This is a genomic window from Pseudomonas sp. FA117, from assembly GCF_057370475.1.
In genome coordinates this window covers 4,770,964-4,794,002 of the sequence record NZ_CM170675.1, presented here as the reverse complement: position 1 = coordinate 4,794,002, position 23,039 = coordinate 4,770,964, and the positions used below count along the sequence as shown (strand labels likewise).

The following is a 23,039-nucleotide window of genomic DNA, read 5'->3' as shown; positions in this document are numbered from 1 at the left end:
CAGGTGAAGCATCGCGAACACCAGTACTGCATAACGCCCAGTTGCAAACCCGGGGTTCGGGCGATTCGCACGATCCTCGGAAAGCAGGTGCGTGTAACTCTTTGATTCATATGGATGTCATTTTTTGTCACAACTGGCATGGGCGCTGCACTGATCGAGTGGCAAACCAAAGGATGTTTTGCCAACCCTCATAAGGCGCCGAATCATGATTACCACTGCCGATCTGCCAACCGCTGTTTCCGAGGCCCCGAACCGCTCGGGCGTTTCCTGGGCCGCTATCTTTGCCGGTGCCGCTGCTGCGGCTGCCCTGTCGTTGATCCTGGTGATACTGGGCGCAGGCCTGGGCTTCGCGGCCTCATCACCCTGGGCGAACGAAGGGGCCAGTGCCAAGGCGCTGGGGATTTCCACCATCGTCTGGCTGCTGATTACCCAGATCCTGGCCTCTGGCCTCGGTGGGTACATGGCCGGTCGCCTGCGCGTGAAGTGGGCCAACCTGCATGGCGACGAGGTGTATTTCCGTGATACCGCGCACGGGTTCCTGTCCTGGGCCATCGCGACCCTGGTCACCGTGCTGATGGTCGTGTCGTCGGCAGGCGGGCTCGCCAGTGCCGGTGCTTCGGCAGGTGCTGCCGCCGCGTCGGGCGCCGTTGCCAGTGTTTCCATGAGCGATGACAAGAACAAGCCTTCAGGTGCTGCCGACCCAATGGGCTACTACGTGGATCGTCTGTTCCGTGGTGATGGCCCGGTCGCCGTCAGTGAGGATGCGGCCAATGGCGTGGCCAGCCGGATCCTGGTCCGCGGCCTGGCTGCCGACGGTGGCATGGCTGCCGAGGATCGTACCTACCTCGCCCAACTGGTGGCCCAGCGTACCCGCCTGACCCAGGCCGAGGCCCAGTCGCGCGTCGAGCAGGTGTACGAAGAAGCGCGCCAGGACGCGGCGCAGGCCAAGCAAGCCGCCCAGGAAGCGGCCGATACCGCGGCCAAGGTTGCGGCCTGGACCGCCATCTGGACGTTCATTGCTCTGCTGTGCGGTGCGTTCTTCGCAAGCTTCGCCGCGTTGTTCGGCGGTCGCCTGCGTGACCGTGCCCGCTGGATCGAGGAAGACCCTCGTGCGCTGCACGCCTCGACCACTGTTGTCCGTTAATTCGAATTCACCACTGGAGGAAACCTCATGCGCTCGATTCTGCTCTGGATGCTTGGCGTACCAATCCCGGTGATCATTCTGATCGCGATTTTCATGCACTGATGAAGAAGGGCCGCTGATGCGGCCCTTCTTGCAACTGCAAGGCCGCAGGAGCGGCCTTGTGCCGCTTTACAGGAACTGCTCCGCATAGTGGCAGGCCACCTGCCGAGTCCCGACCTGCCTGAATGCCGGAACCTCCTTGCCACAACGTTCCGTGGCATAGGGGCAGCGCTTGTGGAAAGCGCAGCCATCGGGCGGATTCAGCGGGTTGGGCAATTCGCCGGCGATGCGGATCTTCGGCTTGAGCGGATCCGGGTGGATCGCCGGGGTCGCCGAGAGCAGCGCCTGGGTGTACGGATGCAGGGGCTTTTCGTAGATATCCTCCTTCGGCCCCATTTCCGCCGGCCGGCCCAGGTACATCACCAGCACCTGGTCAGCCACATGGCGCACCACCGCGAGGTTGTGCGAGATGAACACGTAGGCGGTGTTGAACTCCTTCTGCAGGTCCATGAACAGGTTCAGCACCTGGGCCTGGATCGACACATCGAGCGCCGAGGTCGGTTCGTCCGCCACCAGCACCTTGGGCTGCAGCATCATCGCCCGGGCCAGGGCGATACGCTGACGCTGGCCGCCGGAGAACATGTGCGGGTAGCGTTGGTAATGCTCGGGCCGCAGGCCGACCTGCTGCATCATCTTCTGCACCTTGTCGCGCCGTTCGGCCTTGCTCAGCGAGGTGTTGATCAGCAAAGGCTCGGCCAGCTGGTCGCCGATCTTCTGCCGCGGATTGAGCGAGGCGTAGGGGCTCTGGAACACCATCTGCACATCGCGACGCAGCTGCTTGCGCTGGGCCCTGTCGGCGCCATTGACCTCGGTGCCGGCAATCTGCAGCGAGCCGGAGGATGGCTCTTCGATCAGGGTCAGGGCGCGGGCCAGGGTCGACTTGCCGCAGCCGGACTCGCCGACCACGGCCAGGGTCTTGCCGGCTTCCAGTTCGAACGACACGCCATTGAGCGCGCGTACCAGTGCATGGCCCTTGAACAGGCCGCGGGAGACTTCGTAGTGACGGGTCAGTTCACGGGCGGACAGAACGACGGTCATCACGCCACCTCCTGGTTCAACGGGTAGAAGCAACGCACCAGGCTGTGGGCCTGGGGATCGAGGGCCGGGCGTTGTGCCCGGCAGTTGTCGCGCACATAGGGGCAGCGTGGTGACAGCAGGCAGCCTTGCGGACGGTCATAGCGGCCAGGGACGATGCCCGGCAGCGTGGCCAGGCGTTCGGCACCGATGCTGTGCTCGGGGATCGCCGCCAACAGTGCCTCGCTGTAGGGGTGGGCGGGCACGTCGAACAGCTCCGGCACCTGGCCTACTTCCACCGCCTGCCCGGCGTACATCACGCACACCCGCCTGGCCGTTTCGGCGACCACGGCCAGGTCGTGGGTGATGAGGATGAGCGCCATGTTGCGCTCCTTCTGCAGGTTGACCAGCAGCTCCATGATCTGCGCCTGGATGGTCACGTCCAGCGCGGTGGTCGGTTCATCGGCGATCAGCAGCTTGGGCTCGCCGGCAATCGCCATGGCGATCGCAACACGCTGGCTCATGCCGCCGGAGAGCTGGTGCGGGTAGGCATCCAGGCGGCTTTCGGCTGCCGGGATCTCGACCTTCTTGAGCAGCTCCAGGGCGCGCTGGCGCGCCGCCTTGCCTTTCAGGCCCAGGTGCTGGCGCAGCACTTCCTCGATCTGGTAGCCCACGGTGTAGCTGGGGTTGAGTGCGGTCATCGGGTCCTGGAAGACCATGGCGATGTCCTTGCCCACCACCTTGCGCCGTTGACGGCCGCTGAGCTTGAGCATGTCGATGCCGTCGAAGGTGAGGCTGTCGGCGGTGATGCGCCCGGGGGCGTCGATCAGGCCCATCAGGGCCATCATGGTCACCGACTTGCCCGAGCCGGACTCGCCGACGATGGCGAGGATCTCGCCGGCTTGCACCGACAGGTCGAGGCCGTCCACCACGGGTACGGCATTGGCGTCGCCGAAGCGCACGTTCAGGTTGTTGATCTGCAACAGTGACATGGCGCTCTCCTCAGGCGGCGTTCTTGAGTTTCGGGTCCAGCGCATCGCGCAGGCCGTCGCCCATCAGGTTGATTGCCAGCACGCTGAGCAGGATCGTCAGGCCAGGCAGGCTCACCACCCACCAGGCACGCTCGATGTAGTCGCGGGCCGAGGCCAGCATGGTGCCCCACTCGGGGGTGGGTGGCTGGACGCCGAGGCCGAGGAAGCCCAGGGCGGCGGCGTCGAGGATCGCCGAGGAAAAACTCAGGGTGGCCTGCACGATCAGCGGCGCCATGCAGTTGGGCAGCACGGTGACGAACATCAGGCGCGGCAGGCTGGCACCGGCCAGGCGGGCGGCGGTGACGTAGTCGCGGTTCAGCTCGCCCATGACAGCAGCGCGGGTCAGGCGTACGTAGGAAGGCAGCGAGACCACGGCGATGGCGATCACCGTGTTGATCAGGCCAGGGCCGAGGATGGCGACGATGGCCACGGCCAGCAGCAGCGAGGGCAGGGCCAGCATCACGTCCATCAGGCGCATGATCGAAGGGCCGAGCAGGCGCGGGAAGAAGCCGGCGAACAGGCCCAGCAGGATGCCCGGGATCAGCGACATCACCACCGAGGACAGGCCGATCAGCAGCGACAGGCGCGCGCCCTGGATCAGCCGTGACAGCAGGTCGCGGCCCAGTTCGTCGGTGCCGAGAACGAATTGCCAGGTGCCGCCTTCGAGCCAGACCGGCGGGGTCAGCAGGAAGTCGCGGTACTGTTCGCTGGGGTTGTGCGGTGCGACCCAAGGGGCGAACAGCGCGCAGAACACGATCAGGCACATGAAGGCCAGGCCTGCCACTGCGCCCTTGTTGCGCGAGAAGGCCTGCCAGAACTCCTTGTACGGGGAGGGGTAGAGCTGGCTGTGGTCGGCGCTCGGGGCCTGGGTCACAGCGTTGGAAGTCGGGTTAGTCATGGCGGGGACCTCAGCGCTGATGACGGATGCGTGGGTTGGCCAGGCCGTAGAGGATATCCACGACGAAGTTGACCAGGATCACCAGGCAGGCGATCAACAGGATGCCGTTCTGGACCACGGGGTAGTCACGGGCGCCAATGGCTTCGATCAGCCACTTGCCGATGCCCGGCCAGGAGAAGATGGTTTCGGTGAGCACAGCACCGGCCAGCAACGTGCCGACCTGCAGGCCGAACACCGTCAGCACCGGGATCAGCGCATTGCGCAGGCCGTGCACGAAGACCACGCGGGCGGGCGACAGCCCCTTGGCGCGTGCGGTGCGGATGTAGTCTTCACGCAGCACTTCGAGCATCGAGGAGCGGGTCATGCGCGCGATCACTGCCAGCGGAATGGTGCCGAGCACGATGGTCGGCAGGATCAGGTGCATGAGCGCGTCCACGAACGAGCCCTCGTCGCCCACCAGCAAGGTGTCGATCAGCATGAAGCCGGTCACCGGCTCGACGTCGTACAGTGGGTCGATACGCCCGGACACGGGCGTCCAGCCCATGCTCACCGACGAGAACATGATCAGGATCAGGCCCCACCAGAAGATCGGCATGGAGTAGCCGGTGAGGGAGATGCCCATGACCCCGTGGTCGAACAGCGACCCGCGCTTGAGTGCGGCGATCACCCCGGCCAGCAGGCCGACCACGCCGGCGAAGATCAGGGCGCAGAACGCCAGCTCCAGCGTCGCCGGGAACAGCGTGGTGAACTCGCTCCAGACGCTTTCGCGCGAGCGCAGCGACTCGCCCAGGTCTCCGTGGGCAAGCTTGCCGATGTAGTCCAGGTACTGGGCCGGCAGGGGTTTGTTCAGGCCCAGGCGTTCCATGGCCTGGGCGTGCATTTCAGGGTCGACCCTGCGCTCGCCCATCATCACTTCCACCGGGTCGCCGGGGATCAGGCGTATGAGCGCGAAGGTCAGCAGGGTGATCCCGAAAAAGGTCGGGATCAGCAGGCCCAGGCGCCGGGCAATAAAACTCAACATCGTCGGAGGTACCTCATCGGCCGGTCAAGGCAGCCGCCGACCCTTGCAGCGGCCGGCGGTCATGTTTTTCTTCTACTTCACCTTGGTGGTGGCGAAGTTGTTATTGGTCAGAGGGTTGATGACATAGCCCTCTACGTTGTCGCGCATGGCCGTGAACATCTTCGGGTGGGCCATGCTGATCCACGGTTGATCCTCATCGTACACCGCCAGCGCCTCGCTATAGAGCTTGGCGCGCTCATCATTGTCGATGATCTCGCGGGCACGGGTGATCAGGTCCTGGAACTTGGGGTTGCACCAGCGTGCATAGTTCTCGCCGGTCTTGGCGGCTTCGCAACTGAGCAGCGGGCTGAGGAAGTTGTCCGGATCGCCGTTGTCGCCGGCCCAGCCGGTGGAGACCAGGTCGGCCTCGCCCTTCTTGGCGCGGCGCAGCATCTCGGCCCACTCCATCACGCGGATGTCGAGCTTGAGGCCAATTTTGGCAAGGTCGGCCTGCAGCATCTCGGCCGAGAGGCGCGGGTTGGGGTTGGTCGGGCCGCCGCCGTTGCGGGTGAACAGGGTAATCACGGTGCCCTCGGGCACGCCGGCCTGCTTGAGCAGGGCGCGGGCATTGTCGAGGTCGCGCGGTGGGTTCTTGTTGGCGGTGTTGTAGCCGATCATGGTCGGCGGGTAGGGGTTGACCCCGACCAGCGCGTTGCCCTTGCCGAACAGCTGGTCGACATGGGTCTGGCGGTCGAAGGCGATGTTGATGGCCTTGCGCACGCGCACGTCGCTCAGGTACTTGTGCTCGGTGTTCATGGCGATGTAGCCGGTCACCAGGGCCTCGATCTCGGCGACCTTGAGCTTGGGATCGGTCTTGATCGCCGGGACGTCGTCGGGTTTGGGGTACAGGGCGATCTGGCATTCGTTGGCCCGCAGTTTCTGCAGGCGCACGTTGTTGTCGGTGGCGATGGCGAACACCAGCGTCTCGCTGGGTGGCTTGCCGCGGAAGTAGTCGGGGTTGGCCTTGAAGCGGACCTGGGCGTCCTTGTTGTAGCGCTGGAACACGAACGGGCCGGTGCCGATCGGCTTGCTGTTGAGCTCGCCGGTCTTGCCGGCCTTGAGCAACTGGTCGCCGTACTCGGCGGAGTAGATCGAGGTGAAGGCCATGGCCAGGTCACGCAGGAACGGCGCTTCGGGGCGGGTCAGGGTGATCACCACGGTGTGGTCGTCGGTCTTGCTCACCGACTTGAGCAGTTGCCCGAAGGCCATGCTCTCGAAATAGGGGTAGCCGACGCTGGTCTTGTCGTGCCACGGGTGCTTGGCATCGAACTGGCGGTTCAGGCTCCACAGCACGTCGTCGGCATTGAAGTCGCGGGTGGGGGTGAAGTAGTCGGTGGTGTGGAACTTCACACCCTGGCGCAGGTGGAAGGTGTAGGTCAGGCCGTCGGCGCTGATGTCCCAGCTATCGGCAAGCGCCGGCTCGATATCGGTGGTGCCGGGCTTGAAGTCGACCAGGCGGTTGAACACGGTTTCGGCCGAGGCATCGGCAGTCACGGCGGTGGTGTACTGGACGATGTCGAAGCCTTCGGGGCTGGCTTCGGTGCACACCACCAGCGGCTTGGCGGCCAGGTTGCCGGCGGCGCCGAGGATGATCGCTGCCAGGGCAGCGCGTAGCGGTAGCGATTTCATGGAACCTCCCTGCGAATGACTCCAGCGTAGACGCCACGACCCGGATCGCCCGGGCCGCGGCGTTGGCGGTCAGAGAATGTTGAACGGAATGGTGGTCACGATACGCAGTTCGTCCAGGCTGCCGTCGGCCTGGGCCTTGCTGGCACGGTGGGCGGTGTAGGTGGCGCGGATGCTGGTATCCTTCAGCGGGCCGCTCTGCACCGCGTAGGTGGTGCCGATGCCCCACTCGTAGTGGGTCTCGCCGTCCATGCCGCGCACGTCGTAGGCGGTGCCACGGTAGTGAGTGCCGTCGATGCCCCAGCCGCGTGCGTTGTACAGGTTGAACTTCAGGCCCGGCACGCCGTATTGCGCCATGTTCAGCACATAGGCGATCTGCAGCGATTTTTCGTTCGGGCCGTTGAAGTCCGAGAGCAGGGAGTTGGCCAGGTAGATACCGTTGGTTTCGTGCAGGTAGTCGAAGTACTCGTTGCCGTTGACCTGCTGCCAGGAGGCGGTGAGCGTGTGCGCCTGGTGGGTGAGGCCGAACGACAGGCTGTAGGTGTCGTTGTCGATGTCGCCCATCTTCTTGCTGCCGGCATCGACCGTCTTGTAGTAGTTCAGGCCGGTGGTCAGGCTCAGCACGGCGCTGTCGCCCAGCACGTGGTTGGCGCCGAAGTAGTACTGGTTCCAGAAGTCGTCGACCTTGGTCGCGTACAGGCTGGTGGTCAGGCTCTTGAACGGCTGGTAGTTGATGCCAGCGGTGCTGGCGCGGTCGGTTTCCACGCCGGTGTTGCTGTATTCGGTGCGGAACTTGCTCAGGCTCTGCTCGGTACGCGGCGATACCCGATCGAAGGTGCCGATGTCGAACGACAGGTTGTCGAACTCGGCGCTGTGCAACGCCACACCCTGGAAGCTCGAGGGCAGGGCGCGGTTGCCGATGTAGGCGATCATCGGCGTGTCCAGCGACTGGCGGCCGACGGTGAGGGTGGTGTTGGAAATGCGCGCCTTGACGTTGGCAAGGCCGGCCTTGCTCCACTGCCCGACAGGATCGCCATCACTGTGGGTCAGGGTCCGGTTGTTCGGCCCGGCGATGGCGGCACGGCCACGCTCCAGGGCGATGGCGTTGTAGGCGGCGAGTTCGGTGGCGAAACCCACGGTACCCTGGGTGAAGCCGGAGCTGTAGTTGAGGATGGTGCCCTGCACCCAGTTGTCACGGCTGTGGGTGTCATGGCGGGTACCATCGCTCTTGTAGTACTTCCACAACGGCGCGCGGGTGGCGCGTTCGCGGGCGTACCAGTTGCGGGTACTGCCGCCCAGGCTCTGGCCCTCGAAGAAGCCGGTGGCGTCGGCCTGCTCGCTGCCTGACTTGAGGCTCAGCGGGTAGAAGTCCTGGCTGACGGGTTCGGCCTGGGCGGCGGCGCAGAAGGCGCCGATCGACAGGGCCAGCGCGGTTTTGGTGGTTCGTTTCAAGGTTAGGCTCCCTTTCTATTCTTATATCTTTGGCCTGGTCTTGTGGGCCGGGCTTGGTTCGGTGACGCGTTGCTGCATCCGGTTGCACCGGGATGGCCGGTGCAGGTTCGGGGTGCTCGGGGACGGGGGCGAACGCTTGCGCGCCCCTGCTGCCGTCTGACGGGGGCGGGTTCAGGTCAATCCACGCTGACACCGGAGAAGACGTTGCGTCCGAAGGGGCTGACCTTGAAGTCCTGCACGCTGAGGCTCAGGGGCTGGTTGACCGTCGAGTGCGCCACCGGCGTGATCGGGACCTGCTGCTTGAGGCGTTGCTGGGCTTGTCGATAGAGGGTCGTGCGCTGTTCGCGGCCGGTGATCTGCTTGGCCTTTTTCACCAGGGTGTCGTACTGCGGGTCGCACCACAGCGAGTAGTTGTTGCTGCCGATGGCATCGCAGCTGAACAGGGTGCCGAGCCAGTTGTCCGGATCACCGTTGTCGCCGGTCCAGCCGATCAGGGCGATGTCATGCTCGCCACTTTTCATGCGCTTGAGGTACTCGCCCCATTCATAGCTGACGATGCGCACCTTGAAACCGAGCTTGCTCCAGTCGGCCTGGAGCATTTCGGCCATCAACTTGGCGTTGGGGTTGTAGGGGCGCTGGACGGGCATGGCCCACAGCGTGATTTCGGTGCCTGGCTTGACCCCGGCCTGCTCGAGCAGTTGCCTGGCTCTCTCCGGGTCGAAAGGCGCGTCCTGGATCGATTCATCGTAGGACCACTGGGTCGGCGGCATGGCGTTGACCGCCAGCTGGCCCGCATCCTGGTACACCGCCTGGATGATCGCCTGCTTGTTCACGGCCATGTCCATCGCCTGGCGCACCTCGAGGCGGTCGAAGGGCGGATGCTGGGTGTTGTAGGCGATGTAGCCGAGGTTGAAACCGGCCTTGGTCATCACCTGCAGTTTCTTGTCCTGCTTCAGTGCCGGCAGGTCGGCAGGACGTGGGTGCAGGGTGACCTGGCATTCATTTCGGCGCAGTTTCTGGATGCGCACCGAGGGATCGGTGTTGATCGAGAACACCAGGTTGTCGATCTTCACCCTGTCTGGCGCCCAGTAGTCCTTGTTGCCCTTGAAGCGGATCTGCGAGTCCTTCTGGTAGCGCTGGAACACGAACGGGCCGGTGCCGATCGGCTTCTGGTTGATGTCGCTGGGCTTGCCGGTCGCCAGCAGGTGCTCGGCATACTCGGCGGAAAGGATGGAGGCGAAGGCCATGGCGATGTTCTGGATGAACGCGGCATCGACGCTGTTCAAGGTGAACTGGACGGTGAGCGGGTCGATCTTCTCGACCTTGGCGATGTTCTTGTCCAGGCCCATGCTGACGAAGTAGGGGAACTCGGTGGGGTAGGCCTTGCGGAACGGCTGGTCCTTGTCGAGCATGCGGTTGAAGGTGAACAGCACGTCGTCGGCATTGAAGTCGCGGCTGGGCTTGAACGCCTTGTTGCCGTGGAACTTCACACCGGGGCGCAGGTGAAAGGTGTAGCGCAGTCCGTCTTCGGAGGCCTTCCAGTCGGTGGCGAGGCCTGGCTGCACTGCGGTGCCACCGCGTTCGAACTCCACCAGGCGGTTGTAGATGGGCTCGGCGGCATCGTTGTCGGTAGCCGAGGTGTACTGGGCGGTATCGAAGCCGGCGGGGCTGCCCTCGGAGCAGAACACCAGGTTGTTGGCCTGGGCGGTGATGGCCTGGCTGAGCAGGCCCAGACCCAGCAGTGTGCCGAGCAGTGTGGTATGGCGCATGGCGATCCCTTCCTCATCCGTATGCTGCGACGTGCTGAAACACGGCAACAGAAGCCCGTTCCTGACGATAGCGGCGTCAGGAAGGGCAAGACAGGTGGTGAATAAGTCTATGGTTGTGGGAAACGTCGCAGGATCGCCAAGAAACTTCGGCTGCCTGCCGACACCCCGCCAGCCCTGTCCGGGGACAGGGCGGCAAAGGGGGTTATTTCTCCACGCTCACGCCATAGAAGGAGTTCAGGCCGAACGGGCTGATCTTGAAATCCTTCACCTTGGCGCTCATCGGCTGGTAGACCGTGGAGTGGGCGATGGGGGTCATCGGCACCTGCTCCTTGATGATGTGCTGCGCCTGCTTGTACAGCTCGGTACGCTTGGCCTGGTCGGAGGTGGCCTTGGCCTGCTTGATGATGTCGTCGTACGGCTTGTAGCACCACTTGGAGAAGTTGTTGCCTTCCAGCGCGTCGCAACCGAACAGGGTGCCGAGCCAGTTGTCCGGGTCACCGTTGTCGCCGCTCCAGCCAATCAGCATGGCGCCGTTCTCGCCACCCTTGGAACGCTTGATGTACTCGCCCCATTCGTAGCTGACGATCTTGGCCTTGATGCCGATCTTCGACCAGTCCGACTGCAGCATCTCGGCCATCAGCTTGGCGTTGGGGTTGTACGGACGTTGCACCGGCATGGCCCACAGGGTGATCTCGGTGCCTTCCTTGATGCCGGCCTCCTTGAGTAACTGCTTGGCCTTCTCCGGATCGTACTTGGCGTCCTTGATGGTGGTGTCGTAGGACCACTGGGTCGGTGGCATGGCGTTGACCGCCAGCTGGCCGGCGCCCTGGTACACCGAGTCGATGATCTGCTGCTTGTTCACCGCCATGTCCAGTGCCTGGCGCACCTTCAGCTGGGCCATGGGGTTGGGCTCGTTGCTGCCCTTGATCTTGTCCATCACGTTGTAGGCGATGTAGCCGAGGTTGAAGCCGGCCTGGTCAGGCATCTGCAGCTTCTTGTCCTGCTTCAGCGGCTCGATGTCGGCCGGGCGGGGGAAAAGGGTGACCTGGCACTCGTCCCGCTTGAGCTTCTGCATGCGCACCGAGGCGTCGGTGCTGATGGCGAAGACCAGGTTGTCGATCTTCACGTCGTCCGGTTTCCAGTAGTCCTTGTTGCCCTTGTAGCGGATCAAGGCGTCCTTCTGGTACCTGTTGAACACGAACGGGCCGGTGCCGATCGGCTTCTGGTTGATGTCGGCGGCCTTGCCCTGCTTGAGCAACTGGTCGGCGTACTCGGCCGACTGGATCGAGGCGAAGCTCATTGCCAGGTTCTGGATGAACGCGGCGTCCACTTCGTTGAGGGTGAACCTGACGGTGTGATCGTCGAGCTTCTCGAGCTTGGCGATGTTCTTGTCCATGCCCATGTCGGTGAAGTACGGGAATTCGGTGGGGTACGCCTTGCGGAACGGCATGTCCTTGTCGAGCATGCGGTTGAAGGTGAACAGCACGTCGTCGGCGTTGAACTCGCGTGATGGCTTGAAGTAGTCGGTGGTGTGGAACTTGACCCCTTCACGCAGGTGGAAGGTGTAGGTCTTGCCGTCGTCGGAAACGTCCCATTTGGTGGCCAGGCCGGGGACGACAGCGGTGCCGCCACGTTCGAACTGGGTCAGGCGGTTGAAGATCGTCTCGGCCGAGGCGTCGAAGTCGGTTCCGGTGGTGTATTGGCCCGGGTCGAAACCGGCGGGGCTGCCTTCGGAGCAGAACACCAGGTTGGACGCGGCGAGGGCCGATGGAGCGCCAGCCAGCAGGCCTGCGCCTACCAGGAACGGAATGACTGCGTGTTTGAGCATGGTGGCCTCATTGTTGTCATTTTTTGATTTGAGGTGGCCTCGTGAGCCGACCTGCGGATACTTATGCAGGGGGTGTACCCATTGCAACACTCAACAGGATAGTCGGCGCCAGAAATGTGGCACGGTCGTACATGGATGTCGCATTCCTGTAAATTTTGCGTAAGTTGAACGTTTGCGCAAGATAAATGCTGGCATTTTGCGACATGTTTCGAAGGGATAAGGTATGTAAGTTGCACCTGAATGGTGCGTAGGAAGTTTCGGATCAACAGTCGTTTGAAGGTTTTCACCGCCGTCATTGCGACCAGGGCGGTGACAGGAGTGGGGCCATCATGGCGATGGCCCCGATCGCTCAGGCGAGCCTGGTGCGGATCACTGCATCTGCACTTCGATCAGGCCGTCGGCGTTCATGTTGACTTCGCTGGTGCCGGCCTCGATGTCCGGCGACACCGACTCGTCCGCAGCCATGGCTTTCATCGCCATTGGTGCGCCGCGCATGTACGGGCGTGGGTAGCCGCTGCTGTTGAGGTTCAGGTTGACCACCTTGTAGCCCTTGCCGCCGAGTGCCTCGGTGGCCAGTTGGGCGCGTGCCTTGAAGGCGTTGACCGCATCCTTGAGCAGCTCGTCTTCGCTGGCCTTGCGGGTGGCGGGGGCGATGGAGAAGTCCATGCCGCCCATCTTCAGGTCTTGCAGCAGCTCGCCGGTGAGCTTGGACAGGGCCGGGAAGTCGGCGCTTTCCAGGCGCAGCTCGGCGCGCTCGCGCCAGCCGGTGATCTTCTGGCCCTTGGTGTCATAGACCGGATAGCTGTTGCGGCTGCCCTGGCTGATCTTCACTTCCTTGACGCCGCGGGCCTGCTGGACCGCCTTGTTCATGGTCTCGGTGATCTGCTTGGCGAGTTTGCCCGGGTCGGTGTTCTGCGCTTCGCTGTAGAGGGTGACGACCATCAGGTCGCGGGCCACTTCCTTGCTGACCTCGGCGCGCAGCGAGACCTGGTTGTAGCGTGGCTCGTCGGCGGCCAGGGCCGGCAGGCTGGCGAGCATGCCACAGGACAGGGCGAACGCGGCGCTGCGACGGGAAATGTGCATGTATGACTCCTTCAGATAGAAAGCGTGGGGATGACGTCCATTCCACGCATGGCCAATCAGACCGGAAACAGTGTAGTGGGTTCAACAATGCCATCATGACTTTGTGACGGAGTGTGGCGCTTTGCCGCATTGCTGCAGCGCGGCGTCCGGCTTCGGTATACTCCAGCCGATTGTCCTGGAGCACTCATCAGGAGAGCTCATGCTCGCCCCCGCACATCCGATGTCCGCCACCCGCCAGAACCTCTGGCGCCTGACCATCATCCGCATCCTGGTCCTGGCCGCCCAGGCCGGCTCCGTGGGCGTGGCCTACTGGACCGAACTGCTGCCGTTGCCATGGCTGTCGCTGGCTGCGACCCTGGCCCTGTCGTCGCTGCTGTGCGCCTTCACCGCCTTGCGCCTGCGCCTGACCCTGCCGGTCACGGAGATGGAATACGCCCTGCAGCTGGCCTGCGACCTGCTGATCCACAGCGCCCTGCTGTATTACTCGGGGGGCTCGACCAACCCCTTCGTTTCCTACTATCTGGTGCCGCTGGCAATTGCCGCGGTAACCCTGCCGTGGATCTACTCGCTGGTGCTCTCGGGCATTGCGCTGGCGGCCTACAGCCTGCTGCTGGTGCAGTTCTACCCGCTGGAGACGCTGCCACTGGCACGCGACACCATGCAGGTCTACGGCATGTGGCTGAGCATCGCCCTGGCCGCAGCGGTCATCACCTTCTTCGCCGCGCGCATGGCCGAAGAGCTGCGCCGCCAGGAGCAACTGCGCGCCGAGCGGCGCGAAGACAGCCTGCGTGACGAACAGCTGCTGGCCGTGGCCACCCAGGCTGCCGGCGCCGCCCACGAACTGGGCACGCCCCTGGCGACCATGAGCGTGTTGATCAATGAAATGCGCCAGGATCACACCGACCCGCAACTGCAAGAAGACCTCGCGGTGCTGCAGGATCAGGTCAAGCTGTGCAAGCAGACCTTGCAGCAACTGGTGCGCGCCGCCGAAGCCAACCGCCGGATGAATGTGCAGGAGCAGGAGGTCACCGCCTGGCTCGACGAGGCGCTCAACCGCTGGCACCTGATGCGTCCGGAGGCCAGCTACCGCTTCCAGCGCCTGCGCGACGGCGAGGTGCCGCGGCTGATTCCGCCGCCCGACCTGACCCAGGCGCTGCTGAACCTGCTGAACAACGCTGCAGATGCCTGCCCGGACGACCTGGAAGTGCGCCTGGACTGGGACGCCCAGGATATCCTGATCAGCATCCGCGACCACGGCGCCGGCGTGCCGGTGGCCATCGCCGAGGCGATCGGCAAACCTTTCTTTACCACCAAGGGCAAAGGCTTCGGCCTGGGCCTGTTCCTGAGCAAGGCCAGCGTGACCCGCGCGGGGGGCTCGGTGAAACTCTATAGTCATGAAGAGGGCGGCACCCTGACCGAGCTGCGCCTGCCCCATGGCAAGCGAGGAGATGAACGATGAGCGATGACAACCAGATCGAAGGCGAAGAGCTGCCGCACCTGCTGCTGGTGGACGACGATGCCACCTTTACCCGGGTGATGGCCCGCGCCATGAGCCGTCGTGGCTTTCGCGTGAGCACCGCCTCGAGTGCCGAGGAAGGGCTGATCCTGGCCCAGCAGGACCTGCCGGACTACGCCACCCTCGACCTGAAGATGGAAGGTGACTCCGGCCTGGTGCTGCTGCCCAAGCTGCTGGAAATGGACCCGGAGATGCGCGTGCTGATCCTCACCGGTTACTCGAGCATCGCCACTGCGGTGGAGGCGATCAAGCGCGGTGCCTGCAACTACCTGTGCAAGCCGGCCGACGCCGACGATGTGCTGGCGGCGCTGTTGTCCGAACATGCCGACCTGGACACCCTGGTGCCGGAGAACCCGATGTCGGTCGACCGCCTGCAGTGGGAGCACATCCAGCGCGTTTTGACCGAGCACGAGGGCAATATCTCGGCCACGGCACGAGCGCTGGGCATGCACCGGCGTACCTTGCAGCGCAAGCTGCAGAAGCGCCCTGTGCGGCGCTGATCGGGCGGTAGACGCAGGCGTCTGTTTCGCGGGCAAGCCCGCTCCCGTGGGAGCGGGCTTGCCCGCGAAACAGACGCTGCGAAACTCAGCTCTCGATCAGCGTCCTGTCCATCCGCACCGCCAGCACACCTTCACCTGGCCCGACCGCGAACGCCACCTCGCCATCGCGCTTCACCTGTGCCCGCCCGATCACTTGCCCGTCGCGCAGCAACTCCAGCGGCATCCCCTGCAGCGACTGGCCCGAAGCCAGCTCCAGTTTGATCCTGATGTTCATCGGTGACCTCCTTGTCACGCGTTACGGTCGATGTAGGTGGTGGCTTGCCCGTCGAGGCGGGCGATCAGCTCGGGTGAACCATCGCGGAACTGGCGGAACAGATTGCGCCCGCGCGCCTGCCCATCGAGTGGCAGTTGCAGGGTCGGGTGGAACTGTTCAACCAGCTCGGCATAGGGGCTCCACGGGCCGATGTAGGATTCGTTGAGGCCATCGTCGATACTGAAGGCATAGCGCACCGCATTGCCCCGGCGCCAGTTCAGGCCGTCGGGCTCACGGCGCTGCCAGCCGCCGGCGACGATGGCCGGCGAGGTTGACGGCGCATCGATGAAGCCGGTCGGGCGGTTGGGCTTGTAGTCCTTGAGCAGCAGGTAAGTGCTCCAGCCCCACCAGTCGCCGGTGTACTGGCGGTCGTTGAGGTCGGCCACGTTCTTGCGTCGCACGACCGTGGCGCCTTGCTGGCGGTAGAGCGCAGCGAAGTTGCCGGCTACCAGGTCCTGTTCGGCAGCACGCAGGTCCGGGGCCAGGCGCAGGGCGCCGTACTGCTCCGGTGGAGTGATCCGGCCCTCGGCGAAGGCCAGGAACACCTCGTCGGCCGAACGCTGTACCGCACGGGTCACCTGCCGTCGGTTGGCCACGTCGACGCTGTCGAAATAGCGCTTGTCGCCGTAGGCCCGCCACTGCTCGCCTTCGGCGTTGCGCACTCGCAGCCCGTACTGGCTGTCTTCGTCGTGCATGAAGCGCGACACCAGCGAGCCGATGTCGCTCGGCGTGACGGTGTCGGCCAGGGCCTTGCGTGGCACGCGCAGGTGGCCGGCGGAAAACAGGTCGGTGAGGAAGTGGTCGGCGAAGGCGTTCATGGCGTAGGCCAACTGCAATGCGCTTTCAGCCCCGCTGTCGCGGGCACGCAAGGCCTGTTGCAGCGCCGCGCCATGACCGGCCTGGTAGGCCAGCACGGCCGATTGGCCGAAGTGATCCCAGTTGCTCGCGGCCAGTTTCAGGTAGCGGCCCAGTGGCAGCAGGTCGGAGATTGCGCTGCCACCGCCGGTGATGCGATTCCAGCGCGCCGACAGTCTGTCGCCCAGAGCGTCATAGGCTTCATGGGGCTGGCGACCGTCCTTGATGGCGCGATTGGCCACTGCGATCTCCTCCTGCATGACCGCCAGGATTTCCTGCGCTTCGGCGCGCGAGGCGGGCAGGCGGGCCAGCGAGTCGAAGGCCTGGAGAAAGCGCTCCAGGCGGGCCGCAGGTGTCGCGCCGTCGGCGATGGGGCGTTCGGCAACGCCGTAGAAGTCGCCCCCCAGGGCAACGACCTGGCCGTAGGTCAGGCTCAGGCCGTTGGGTAGCGGCAGGGGCGCCTGATGGGCGATGACTTGCGGTTGGCCAACCGCGAAGCCGAGCATGACGTTATCGCCGATGGCTGTGTGTTCCGCGCCTTCGAAACGCAGCTCGGGGCCGCCGGGCTCTGGCGTTTCGAGCGGTGGCAGGCGATGGTACTTGACGGTGTGATGACCGTGCATGACCAGGGTCAGATGGCTGTGTTCGTCGCTCAGGGTGACGCCCTCGGGGTCGAACAGCTGGTCGAGGTCCGCGACCACCAGAGTGGCCTGGCCCGTTGTGGGCAGTGATTGTGCTTCTGACATTTCTTGCTCCGTGCGATGTCTGAAAATTCCTATTTAACTGTATGCATGTACAGTATTTCAGATATTAGAGCGGAATTTTCCTACGTCAAGATCTGTTTGTAGGCAGATCCTGCCGCCAAGGCGGACGCAATCAGCCAGCACTGACGTATGATTAGCCCCCTAACGGCAACCCCTTTCAGGATCGCGCGCAATGCTCGCCCTTCTCATCCAGACGCTGAACATCACGGCCCCGGTTTTCGCCATGCTGTTCATGGGCGTGCTGCTCAAGCGCATCCGGCTGATCGACGACAACTTCATCAAGGTCGCCTCGTCGCTGGTGTTCAACGCCTGCATGCCGGCGCTGCTGTTCCTGGGGATCTACCACGCTGATCTATCGACTGCGATCAAGCCGGGGGTCATTCTCTACTTCATCCTCGCCACCCTGGTGGGCTTCGCCTTGTCGTGGGGCCTGGCGATCTGGCGCAGCCCGCCGGCGGATCGCGGCATCTACACCCAGGGCGCGTTTCGCGGCAACAACGGGGTGATCGGCCTGGCGCTGGCGGCCAGCCTGTACGGCGACTACGGAATTTCCCTGGGCGCGGTGCTCGCCGGGCTGGTGATCCTGATGTACAACTCGCTGTCTTCGGTGGTGCTGGCGGTGTACAGCCCGAGCCTGAAGTCCGATCCGTGGAGCATCTGCAAGAGCATCTTCAGCAACCCGCTGATCATCAGCGTGCTGGCGGCCACGCCCATGGCCTACGGGCAGGTACCGCTGCCGAACTGGCTGCTGACCTCCGGCGACTATCTGGCGCAGATGACCCTGCCGCTGGCGCTGATCTGCATCGGCGGCACCCTGTCGCTGGCGGCCCTGCGCGACAGCGGCAAGCTGGCCATCGATGCCAGCCTGGTGAAGATGGTCTGGCTGCCGCTGCTGGGCACACTGGGCGCCTGGCTGTGCGGTTTTCGCGGCGCCGAACTGGGCATCCTGTTTCTCTACATCGGCAGCCCGACCGCGGCTGCCAGCTATGTCATGGCCCGTGCGGCCAATGGCAATCACGAACTCGCCGCGTCTATCATCGTCATCACGACGCTAATGGCGGCGATCACCACCAATATCGGCATTTTCATCTTGCAATGGGGCGGATGGATCTAGATGCTGGCCGCACAATACCAACAACACTGCCTCCTGAAATAAAGGACACTTCATGCAAGACCAGAGCACGCCCGAGGGGTTGCAACGCGGGCTGAAGAATCGCCATATCCAGTTGATCGCGCTGGGTGGCGCCATCGGTACAGGCCTGTTCCTGGGTATCGCCCAGACCATCCAGCTGGCCGGTCCGTCGGTGCTGCTGGGCTACGCCATCGCCGGCCTGATGGCCTTCCTGATCATGCGCCAGCTGGGTGAGATGGTGGTCGAGGAGCCGGTCGCCGGCAGCTTCAGCCACTTCGCCCACCAGTACTGGAGCGAATTCGCCGGCTTCGTCTCGGGCTGGAACTACTGGGTGGTCTACGTATTGGTGGGCATGGCCGAACTCACCGCCGTGGGCATCTACGTCCAGTACTGGTGGCCGGAGTTTCCGACCTGGGCCACGGCGGCGATCTTCTTCGTGGTGATCAACGCCATCAACCTGACCCAGGTGAAGGTCTACGGCGAGATGGAGTTCTGGTTCGCCCTGGTCAAGGTGGTGGCGATCGTCAGCATGATCGGCTTCGGCGCCTGGCTGCTGACCAGCGGTCACGGTGGCCCGGATGCCAGTGTCGCCAACCTGTGGCAATACGGCGGCTTCTTCCCCAACGGCGTCACCGGGCTGATCATGGCCCTGGCGGTGATCATGTTCTCCTTTGGCGGCCTGGAACTGGTGGGCATCACCGCGGCCGAGGCAGACAACCCGCGCCAGAGCATCCCCAAGGCCACCAACCAGGTGGTGTACCGCATCCTGATCTTCTACATCGGCGCGCTGGCGGTGCTGCTGGCGCTGTATCCCTGGCAGAAAGTGGTGCAGGGCGGCAGCCCGTTCGTGATGATCTTCCACGAACTGGACAGCGATGTGGTCGCGACCGTGCTCAACATCGTGGTGCTGACGGCTGCGCTGTCGGTCTACAACAGCTGCGTGTACGCCAACAGCCGCATGCTGTTCGGCCTGGCCAGCCAGGGTGATGCACCGCGCCAGTTGCTCAAGGTCAGCCGCAGCGGTGTGCCCCTGGTTGCACTGGGTGTGTCGGCGCTGGCAACCGGGCTGTGCGTGGTGATCAACTACCTGATGCCGGGTGAGGCTTTCGGCCTGTTGATGGCCCTGGCGGTGTCGGCGCTGGTGATCAACTGGGCGAGCATCAGCATCACCCACCTGAAGTTCCGCAAGGCCAAGCTGGCGGCGGGCATCACACCGTTCTACCGCAGTTGGGGGCACCCGCTGACCAACTACCTGTGCCTGGCCTTCATTGCGCTGATCCTGGTGGTGATGTACCTGACCCCGCCGGTACGCATCTCGGTCATGCTGATTCCGTTGTGGATCGCAGCGCTGTGGGTGGCGTTCAAGATGAAGAAGGCGCGTCAGGCCAAGGGCTGAACATCCGCTGATGCGTCGCTCTTTTCGCGGGTAAACCCGCTCCCACAGGGACCGCGCTGAGGTTGGACACAGCGGTGTGCCTGTGGGAACGGGTTTACCCGCGAAGAGGCCGCTGCGACCTCAGGCCTGGTAACTGTCGATCACTTCCTGTGCCGCGCGGAACGCATCGATCGCCGCCGGCACCCCTGCGTACACTGCGCAATGCAGCAACGCCTCGCGAATCTCCTCCACCGTGCAGCCGTTGTTCAGCGCCCCGCGCACGTGGCCCTTGAGTTCCTGCGGGCACTTCAGGGCCGTCAGTGCGGCCAGGGTGATCAGGCTGCGGGTCTTGAGCGGCAGCCCTTCGCGGGACCAGGTGCTGCCCCAGGCATGTTCGTTGACGAAGTCCTGAAGCGGCTGGCTGAACTCGGTGGCGTTGCCCAGGGCACGGTCCACGAAGGCATCCCCCATCACCTGGCGACGAATCTGCTCGCCGGTCTTGCTGTCATCGCTCATTGCGTATTCCTCAGTGTTGGCGGCGCCAGGCGCGAACCGTGGTGTACAGCAGCACCACCGCCAGCACCGGCATGACGTAGAACAGCATCAGGCGCTCCAGGCGCCCGGCCAGCGGCATGCCGGTGGTGAAGGCCACCACGTGCAGGCCGTAGGCCAGGTACAGCGCCAGGAACACCAGACCTTCGGCCCGGGTGATCCGGTAGCCGGAATAGAACACCGGCAGGCTCAAGGCGGCGACCCCGAGCATGACCGGCAGGTCGAAATCCAGGGCGTTGGGCGAAATCGACAGGGGCTCGGGGGTGACCAGCGCAGTGAGCCCGAGCACCGCCAGCAGGTTGAACAGGTTGCTGCCGATCACAGTACCCACCGCGATCTCGCGCTCGCCGCGCAGGGCGGCGATCAGCGCGGCGGCCAGCTCCGGCAGCGAGGTACAGACGGCGACCACGGTCAGGCCGATGATCCGCTCGGACAGGCCAAGGTCGGTGGCCACTTCGACTGCGGCTTGCAGCAGCAGGTGGCCGGCCAGGCTGAGCAGCACCAGGCCGCACAGGGTCTGCAGCACCACGATGCTCCAGAAGCGCACGGGGCTGCTGTGCACGGTGGCCGGTGCCGGGTAGGTACGGGCATAGTGGCGCGACTGGTGCCACAGCATGTACAGATAGCCCAGCAACCCCGCCAGCAGCAGCCCGCCTTCCAGGCGTCCGAGCTCGCCGTTGGCCGCCAGCAGGTAGACCAGTGCACTGGCGACGATCATCAGGGGAATGTCCAGGCGCACCAGTTGCCGCGACACCCGCAGCGGGATGATCAGCGCGGCCAGGCCGAGGATCACCAGCACGTTGAAGATGTTGCTGCCGATGACGCTGCCGACCGCCACATCCGGCGCGCCCTGGTAGGCAGCCTGGAGGCTGACGGTCAGTTGCGGTGCGGTGCTGCCGAACGCCACCAGGCTCAGGCCGATGATCAGCGGTCGGACGTGCAGGCGCGTGGCCAGGCGCAGGGCGGCACGGATCAGTTGCTCGGCGCCAATGACCAGCAACACCAGGCCCAGGCCAAGTTGCAGGAGGCTGAAGGTGGGGAGGGTGGCCAGGTCGAAAATGGGAGGGCTCCAGTCAGGTCAGTCGCTCAGACCTTGTACCCGGACTCGCGCCGTTCCGCTACGGAGCATGCCGATTTTTTCTGCGGCGGCACGTGACAGGTCGATGAGCCGGCCACGGGTGTGCGGGCCGCGGTCGTTGATGCGGACCACCACGCTGCGCTGGTTGGACAGGTTGGTCACCAGCACCTGGCTGCCGAACGGCAGGTTGCGATGGGCGGCGGTGAGGCCATGTTGATTGAAGGCTTCGCCGCTGGCGGTGCGTTTGCCATGGTGGCGTGCGCCGTAATAGGAGGCCGTGCCGGTTTCGTCGTAGCCGCGCGGGTCGATGTCATGGCTGGCACAGCCGGCCAAGGCAGAGAAAAGAGCCAGGGCGGTGAGGTTTCTTTTTAGCAAGGCAGGTGCACTCCGGTGCTTCCTTTCGCGGGCAAGCCCGCTCCCACCGTTGACACGCCGCTTTACTGGCGGCGATATTCCTGTGGGAGCGGGCTTGCCCGCGAACGAGGGCGTTCAGGTCACCCTTCGAGCTTGGCCTTGAGCAATTGGTTCACCTGCCCCGGGTTGGCCTTGCCTTTGGAGGCTTTCATCGCCTGGCCGACGAAGAAGCCGAACATCTTGCCACGCTTGGCCTCATCGGCGGCGCGGTACTGTTCGACCTGCTCGGCGTTGGCCGCCAGCACTTCATCGAGCATCTTGTCGATCGCGCCGGTGTCGGTCACCTGCTTGAGGCCTTTGCTTTCGATGATGCTGTCGGCATCGCCTTCACCGGCGGCCATGGCTTCGAACACGGTCTTGGCGATCTTGCCGCTGATGGTGTTGTCGCGGATGCGCTGCAGCATGCCACCGAGCAGCTCGGCGCTGACCGGCGACTGGTCGATCTCGACCCCCAGCTTGTTCAGCAGGCTGCCCAGCTCGACCATGACCCAGTTGGCCGCCAGCTTGGCATCGCCGCCGATGCTGGCCACCTGCTCGAAGTAGTCGGCCTGCTCGCGGCTGCTGGCCAGCACGTTGGCGTCGTAGGCCGACAGGCCGTACTGGCTCTGGAAACGTTCGACCTTCTGCGTTGGCAGCTCGGGCAACGAGGCGCGCACGCTGTCGAGGAAGCCTTGCTCGATGACCACCGGCAGCAGGTCCGGATCGGGGAAGTAACGGTAGTCGTTGGCTTCCTCCTTGCTGCGCATGGAGCGGGTCTCGTCCTTGTTCGGGTCGTACAGGCGGGTTTCCTGAACAACCTTGCCGCCGTCCTCGATCAGGTCGATCTGGCGCTGGATCTCGCTGTTGATCGCCCGCTCGATGAAGCGGAACGAGTTGACGTTCTTGATCTCGCAGCGGGTGCCGAACTCGGCCTGGCCTTTCGGGCGGATCGAGACGTTGCAGTCGCACCGCAGAGAGCCTTCGGCCATGTTGCCGTCGCAGATGCCCAGGTAGCGCACCAGGGCGTGGATCGCCTTGACGTAGGCCACGGCTTCTTTTGCGCTGCGCATGTCCGGCTCGGAGACGATCTCCAGCAGCGGGGTGCCGGCGCGGTTCAGGTCGATACCGGTGGCACCGTTGAAGTCTTCGTGCAGGCTTTTGCCGGCATCTTCCTCAAGGTGCGCGCGGGTCACGCCGATGCGCTTGAGAGTGCCGTCTTCCAGGGCGATGTCCAGGTGGCCCTTGCCGACGATCGGCAGGTCCATCTGGCTGATCTGGTAGCCCTTGGGCAGGTCGGGGTAGAAGTAGTTCTTGCGCGCGAACACGTTGCGCGGCCCGATCTCGGCATCGATGGCCAGGCCGAACATGCAGGCCATGCGTACGGCCTCCTGGTTCAGCACCGGCAGTACGCCGGGCATGCCCAGGTCGACCAGGCTGGCCTGGGTGTTCGGCTCGGAGCCGAAGGTGGTGGCGCTGCCGGAGAAGATCTTCGACTGGGTGGCGAGCTGGGTATGAATCTCCAGCCCGATCACAACTTCCCATTGCATGTGTGAACTC

20 protein-coding genes are annotated in these 23,039 nt (G+C 64.3%); 5 read left to right on the top strand and 15 right to left on the bottom strand.

Annotated elements, in window-relative coordinates; all coding sequences use genetic code 11:
• Positions 1 to 205 precede the first annotated feature (205 nt).
• Positions 206 to 1,144, top strand: coding sequence for a hypothetical protein (locus AC1TXO_RS22155; RefSeq protein ID WP_486403713.1), 939 nt, complete (start codon positions 206 to 208; stop codon positions 1,142 to 1,144).
• A gap of 168 nt (positions 1,145 to 1,312) precedes the next feature.
• Here AC1TXO_RS22155 and AC1TXO_RS22150 read toward each other — a convergent pair whose 3' ends face one another.
• From AC1TXO_RS22150 to AC1TXO_RS22110, 9 genes are all read right to left on the bottom strand, one after another.
• Positions 1,313 to 2,281, bottom strand: coding sequence for a peptide ABC transporter ATP-binding protein (locus AC1TXO_RS22150; RefSeq protein WP_486403712.1), 969 nt, complete (start codon positions 2,279 to 2,281; stop codon positions 1,313 to 1,315).
• The gene (locus tag AC1TXO_RS22145) at positions 2,281 to 3,249 is read right to left on the bottom strand and encodes an ABC transporter ATP-binding protein (RefSeq protein WP_486403711.1); all 969 of its coding nucleotides are present in this window, start codon (positions 3,247 to 3,249) and stop codon (positions 2,281 to 2,283) included. Before AC1TXO_RS22145 ends, AC1TXO_RS22150 begins: the two co-directional genes overlap by 1 nt.
• A 10-nt stretch (positions 3,250 to 3,259) precedes the next feature.
• Complete coding sequence (locus AC1TXO_RS22140; protein WP_486403710.1) at positions 3,260 to 4,186, bottom strand: ABC transporter permease subunit; 927 nt, start codon at positions 4,184 to 4,186, stop codon at positions 3,260 to 3,262.
• Positions 4,187 to 4,196: 10 nt separating this feature from the next.
• Positions 4,197 to 5,207 (bottom strand): ABC transporter permease subunit, encoded by a 1,011-nt coding sequence (locus AC1TXO_RS22135; RefSeq protein ID WP_486403709.1) that lies wholly within the window; start codon positions 5,205 to 5,207, stop codon positions 4,197 to 4,199.
• A gap of 72 nt (positions 5,208 to 5,279) precedes the next feature.
• On the bottom strand, positions 5,280 to 6,875 hold the full coding sequence (locus AC1TXO_RS22130) for an ABC transporter substrate-binding protein (RefSeq protein ID WP_486403708.1): 1,596 nt from the start codon (positions 6,873 to 6,875) through the stop codon (positions 5,280 to 5,282).
• 69 nt (positions 6,876 to 6,944) lie between these two features.
• Positions 6,945 to 8,324 (bottom strand): OprD family porin, encoded by a 1,380-nt coding sequence (locus AC1TXO_RS22125; protein ID WP_486403707.1) that lies wholly within the window; start codon positions 8,322 to 8,324, stop codon positions 6,945 to 6,947.
• Between the two features lie 176 nt (positions 8,325 to 8,500).
• Positions 8,501 to 10,093: an ABC transporter substrate-binding protein gene (locus AC1TXO_RS22120; protein ID WP_486403706.1), complete on the bottom strand. Its 1,593-nt coding sequence runs from the start codon at positions 10,091 to 10,093 to the stop codon at positions 8,501 to 8,503.
• 202 nt (positions 10,094 to 10,295) lie between these two features.
• Positions 10,296 to 11,921: an ABC transporter substrate-binding protein gene (locus AC1TXO_RS22115; RefSeq protein ID WP_486403705.1), complete on the bottom strand. Its 1,626-nt coding sequence runs from the start codon at positions 11,919 to 11,921 to the stop codon at positions 10,296 to 10,298.
• Between the two features lie 369 nt (positions 11,922 to 12,290).
• On the bottom strand, positions 12,291 to 13,004 hold the full coding sequence (locus AC1TXO_RS22110) for an SIMPL domain-containing protein (RefSeq protein ID WP_486403704.1): 714 nt from the start codon (positions 13,002 to 13,004) through the stop codon (positions 12,291 to 12,293).
• Positions 13,005 to 13,203: 199 nt separating this feature from the next.
• Between AC1TXO_RS22110 and AC1TXO_RS22105 the strand changes: the two genes are divergently transcribed.
• Complete coding sequence (locus tag AC1TXO_RS22105) at positions 13,204 to 14,463, top strand: ATP-binding protein (protein ID WP_486403703.1); 1,260 nt, start codon at positions 13,204 to 13,206, stop codon at positions 14,461 to 14,463.
• Positions 14,460 to 15,020, top strand: a complete 561-nt coding sequence (locus tag AC1TXO_RS22100) for a response regulator transcription factor (RefSeq protein WP_486403702.1) — start codon at positions 14,460 to 14,462, stop codon at positions 15,018 to 15,020. Before AC1TXO_RS22105 ends, AC1TXO_RS22100 begins: the two co-directional genes overlap by 4 nt.
• 85 nt (positions 15,021 to 15,105) lie before the next feature.
• On the opposite strand, the gene AC1TXO_RS22095 is transcribed toward AC1TXO_RS22100, so the two are convergent.
• Together AC1TXO_RS22095 and AC1TXO_RS22090 are read right to left on the bottom strand one after the other, a co-directional pair.
• Positions 15,106 to 15,294 carry a hypothetical protein gene (locus AC1TXO_RS22095; protein WP_486403701.1) on the bottom strand — a complete coding sequence of 63 codons (189 nt, stop codon included), beginning with the start codon at positions 15,292 to 15,294 and terminating at the stop codon, positions 15,106 to 15,108.
• A gap of 14 nt (positions 15,295 to 15,308) precedes the next feature.
• Positions 15,309 to 16,934: a phospholipase gene (locus AC1TXO_RS22090; RefSeq protein ID WP_486403700.1), complete on the bottom strand. Its 1,626-nt coding sequence runs from the start codon at positions 16,932 to 16,934 to the stop codon at positions 15,309 to 15,311.
• Between the two features lie 190 nt (positions 16,935 to 17,124).
• On the opposite strand from AC1TXO_RS22090, the gene AC1TXO_RS22085 reads away from it, so the two are divergent.
• Together AC1TXO_RS22085 and AC1TXO_RS22080 are read left to right on the top strand one after the other, a co-directional pair.
• Complete coding sequence (locus AC1TXO_RS22085; RefSeq protein ID WP_486403699.1) at positions 17,125 to 18,066, top strand: AEC family transporter; 942 nt, start codon at positions 17,125 to 17,127, stop codon at positions 18,064 to 18,066.
• Positions 18,067 to 18,118: 52 nt separating this feature from the next.
• Positions 18,119 to 19,480: an amino acid permease gene (locus tag AC1TXO_RS22080; RefSeq protein ID WP_486403698.1), complete on the top strand. Its 1,362-nt coding sequence runs from the start codon at positions 18,119 to 18,121 to the stop codon at positions 19,478 to 19,480.
• 120 nt (positions 19,481 to 19,600) lie between these two features.
• On the opposite strand, the gene AC1TXO_RS22075 is transcribed toward AC1TXO_RS22080, so the two are convergent.
• The 4 genes from AC1TXO_RS22075 to gatB all read right to left on the bottom strand — a co-directional run bounded on the left by AC1TXO_RS22075 (position 19,601) and on the right by gatB (position 23,029).
• On the bottom strand, positions 19,601 to 19,975 hold the full coding sequence (locus tag AC1TXO_RS22075; protein WP_486403697.1) for a carboxymuconolactone decarboxylase family protein: 375 nt from the start codon (positions 19,973 to 19,975) through the stop codon (positions 19,601 to 19,603).
• A gap of 10 nt (positions 19,976 to 19,985) precedes the next feature.
• Complete coding sequence (locus tag AC1TXO_RS22070) at positions 19,986 to 21,011, bottom strand: calcium/sodium antiporter (RefSeq protein ID WP_486406886.1); 1,026 nt, start codon at positions 21,009 to 21,011, stop codon at positions 19,986 to 19,988.
• A 78-nt stretch (positions 21,012 to 21,089) separates the two neighbouring features.
• Positions 21,090 to 21,464, bottom strand: a complete 375-nt coding sequence (locus AC1TXO_RS22065; protein ID WP_486403696.1) for a septal ring lytic transglycosylase RlpA family protein — start codon at positions 21,462 to 21,464, stop codon at positions 21,090 to 21,092.
• A gap of 119 nt (positions 21,465 to 21,583) precedes the next feature.
• Entirely contained in the window at positions 21,584 to 23,029 is a 1,446-nt protein-coding gene (gatB, locus tag AC1TXO_RS22060) for an Asp-tRNA(Asn)/Glu-tRNA(Gln) amidotransferase subunit GatB (protein WP_486403695.1), read from the bottom strand.
• Between the last annotated feature and the right edge of the window lie 10 nt (positions 23,030 to 23,039).

Excerpts from the sequence above, each read along its gene's own strand:
- AC1TXO_RS22110 (WP_486403704.1), bottom strand. The coding sequence starts at position 13,004 with ATGCACATTTCCCGTCGCAGCGCCGCGTTCGCCCTGTCCTGTGGCATG.
- AC1TXO_RS22105 (WP_486403703.1), top strand. The coding sequence starts at position 13,204 with ATGCTCGCCCCCGCACATCCGATGTCCGCCACCCGCCAGAACCTCTGG.
- AC1TXO_RS22130 (WP_486403708.1), bottom strand. The coding sequence starts at position 6,875 with ATGAAATCGCTACCGCTACGCGCTGCCCTGGCAGCGATCATCCTCGGC.
- AC1TXO_RS22155 (WP_486403713.1), top strand. The coding sequence starts at position 206 with ATGATTACCACTGCCGATCTGCCAACCGCTGTTTCCGAGGCCCCGAAC.
- AC1TXO_RS22080 (WP_486403698.1), top strand. The coding sequence starts at position 18,119 with ATGCAAGACCAGAGCACGCCCGAGGGGTTGCAACGCGGGCTGAAGAAT.
- AC1TXO_RS22085 (WP_486403699.1), top strand. The coding sequence starts at position 17,125 with ATGCTCGCCCTTCTCATCCAGACGCTGAACATCACGGCCCCGGTTTTC.
- AC1TXO_RS22140 (WP_486403710.1), bottom strand. The coding sequence starts at position 4,186 with ATGACTAACCCGACTTCCAACGCTGTGACCCAGGCCCCGAGCGCCGAC.
- AC1TXO_RS22115 (WP_486403705.1), bottom strand. The coding sequence starts at position 11,921 with ATGCTCAAACACGCAGTCATTCCGTTCCTGGTAGGCGCAGGCCTGCTG.
- AC1TXO_RS22075 (WP_486403697.1), bottom strand. The coding sequence starts at position 19,975 with ATGAGCGATGACAGCAAGACCGGCGAGCAGATTCGTCGCCAGGTGATG.
- gatB (WP_486403695.1), bottom strand. The coding sequence starts at position 23,029 with ATGCAATGGGAAGTTGTGATCGGGCTGGAGATTCATACCCAGCTCGCC.
- AC1TXO_RS22095 (WP_486403701.1), bottom strand. The coding sequence starts at position 15,294 with ATGAACATCAGGATCAAACTGGAGCTGGCTTCGGGCCAGTCGCTGCAG.
- AC1TXO_RS22090 (WP_486403700.1), bottom strand. The coding sequence starts at position 16,934 with ATGTCAGAAGCACAATCACTGCCCACAACGGGCCAGGCCACTCTGGTG.
- AC1TXO_RS22145 (WP_486403711.1), bottom strand. The coding sequence starts at position 3,249 with ATGTCACTGTTGCAGATCAACAACCTGAACGTGCGCTTCGGCGACGCC.
- AC1TXO_RS22120 (WP_486403706.1), bottom strand. The coding sequence starts at position 10,093 with ATGCGCCATACCACACTGCTCGGCACACTGCTGGGTCTGGGCCTGCTC.
- AC1TXO_RS22150 (WP_486403712.1), bottom strand. The coding sequence starts at position 2,281 with ATGACCGTCGTTCTGTCCGCCCGTGAACTGACCCGTCACTACGAAGTC.
- AC1TXO_RS22100 (WP_486403702.1), top strand. The coding sequence starts at position 14,460 with ATGAGCGATGACAACCAGATCGAAGGCGAAGAGCTGCCGCACCTGCTG.
- AC1TXO_RS22135 (WP_486403709.1), bottom strand. The coding sequence starts at position 5,207 with ATGTTGAGTTTTATTGCCCGGCGCCTGGGCCTGCTGATCCCGACCTTT.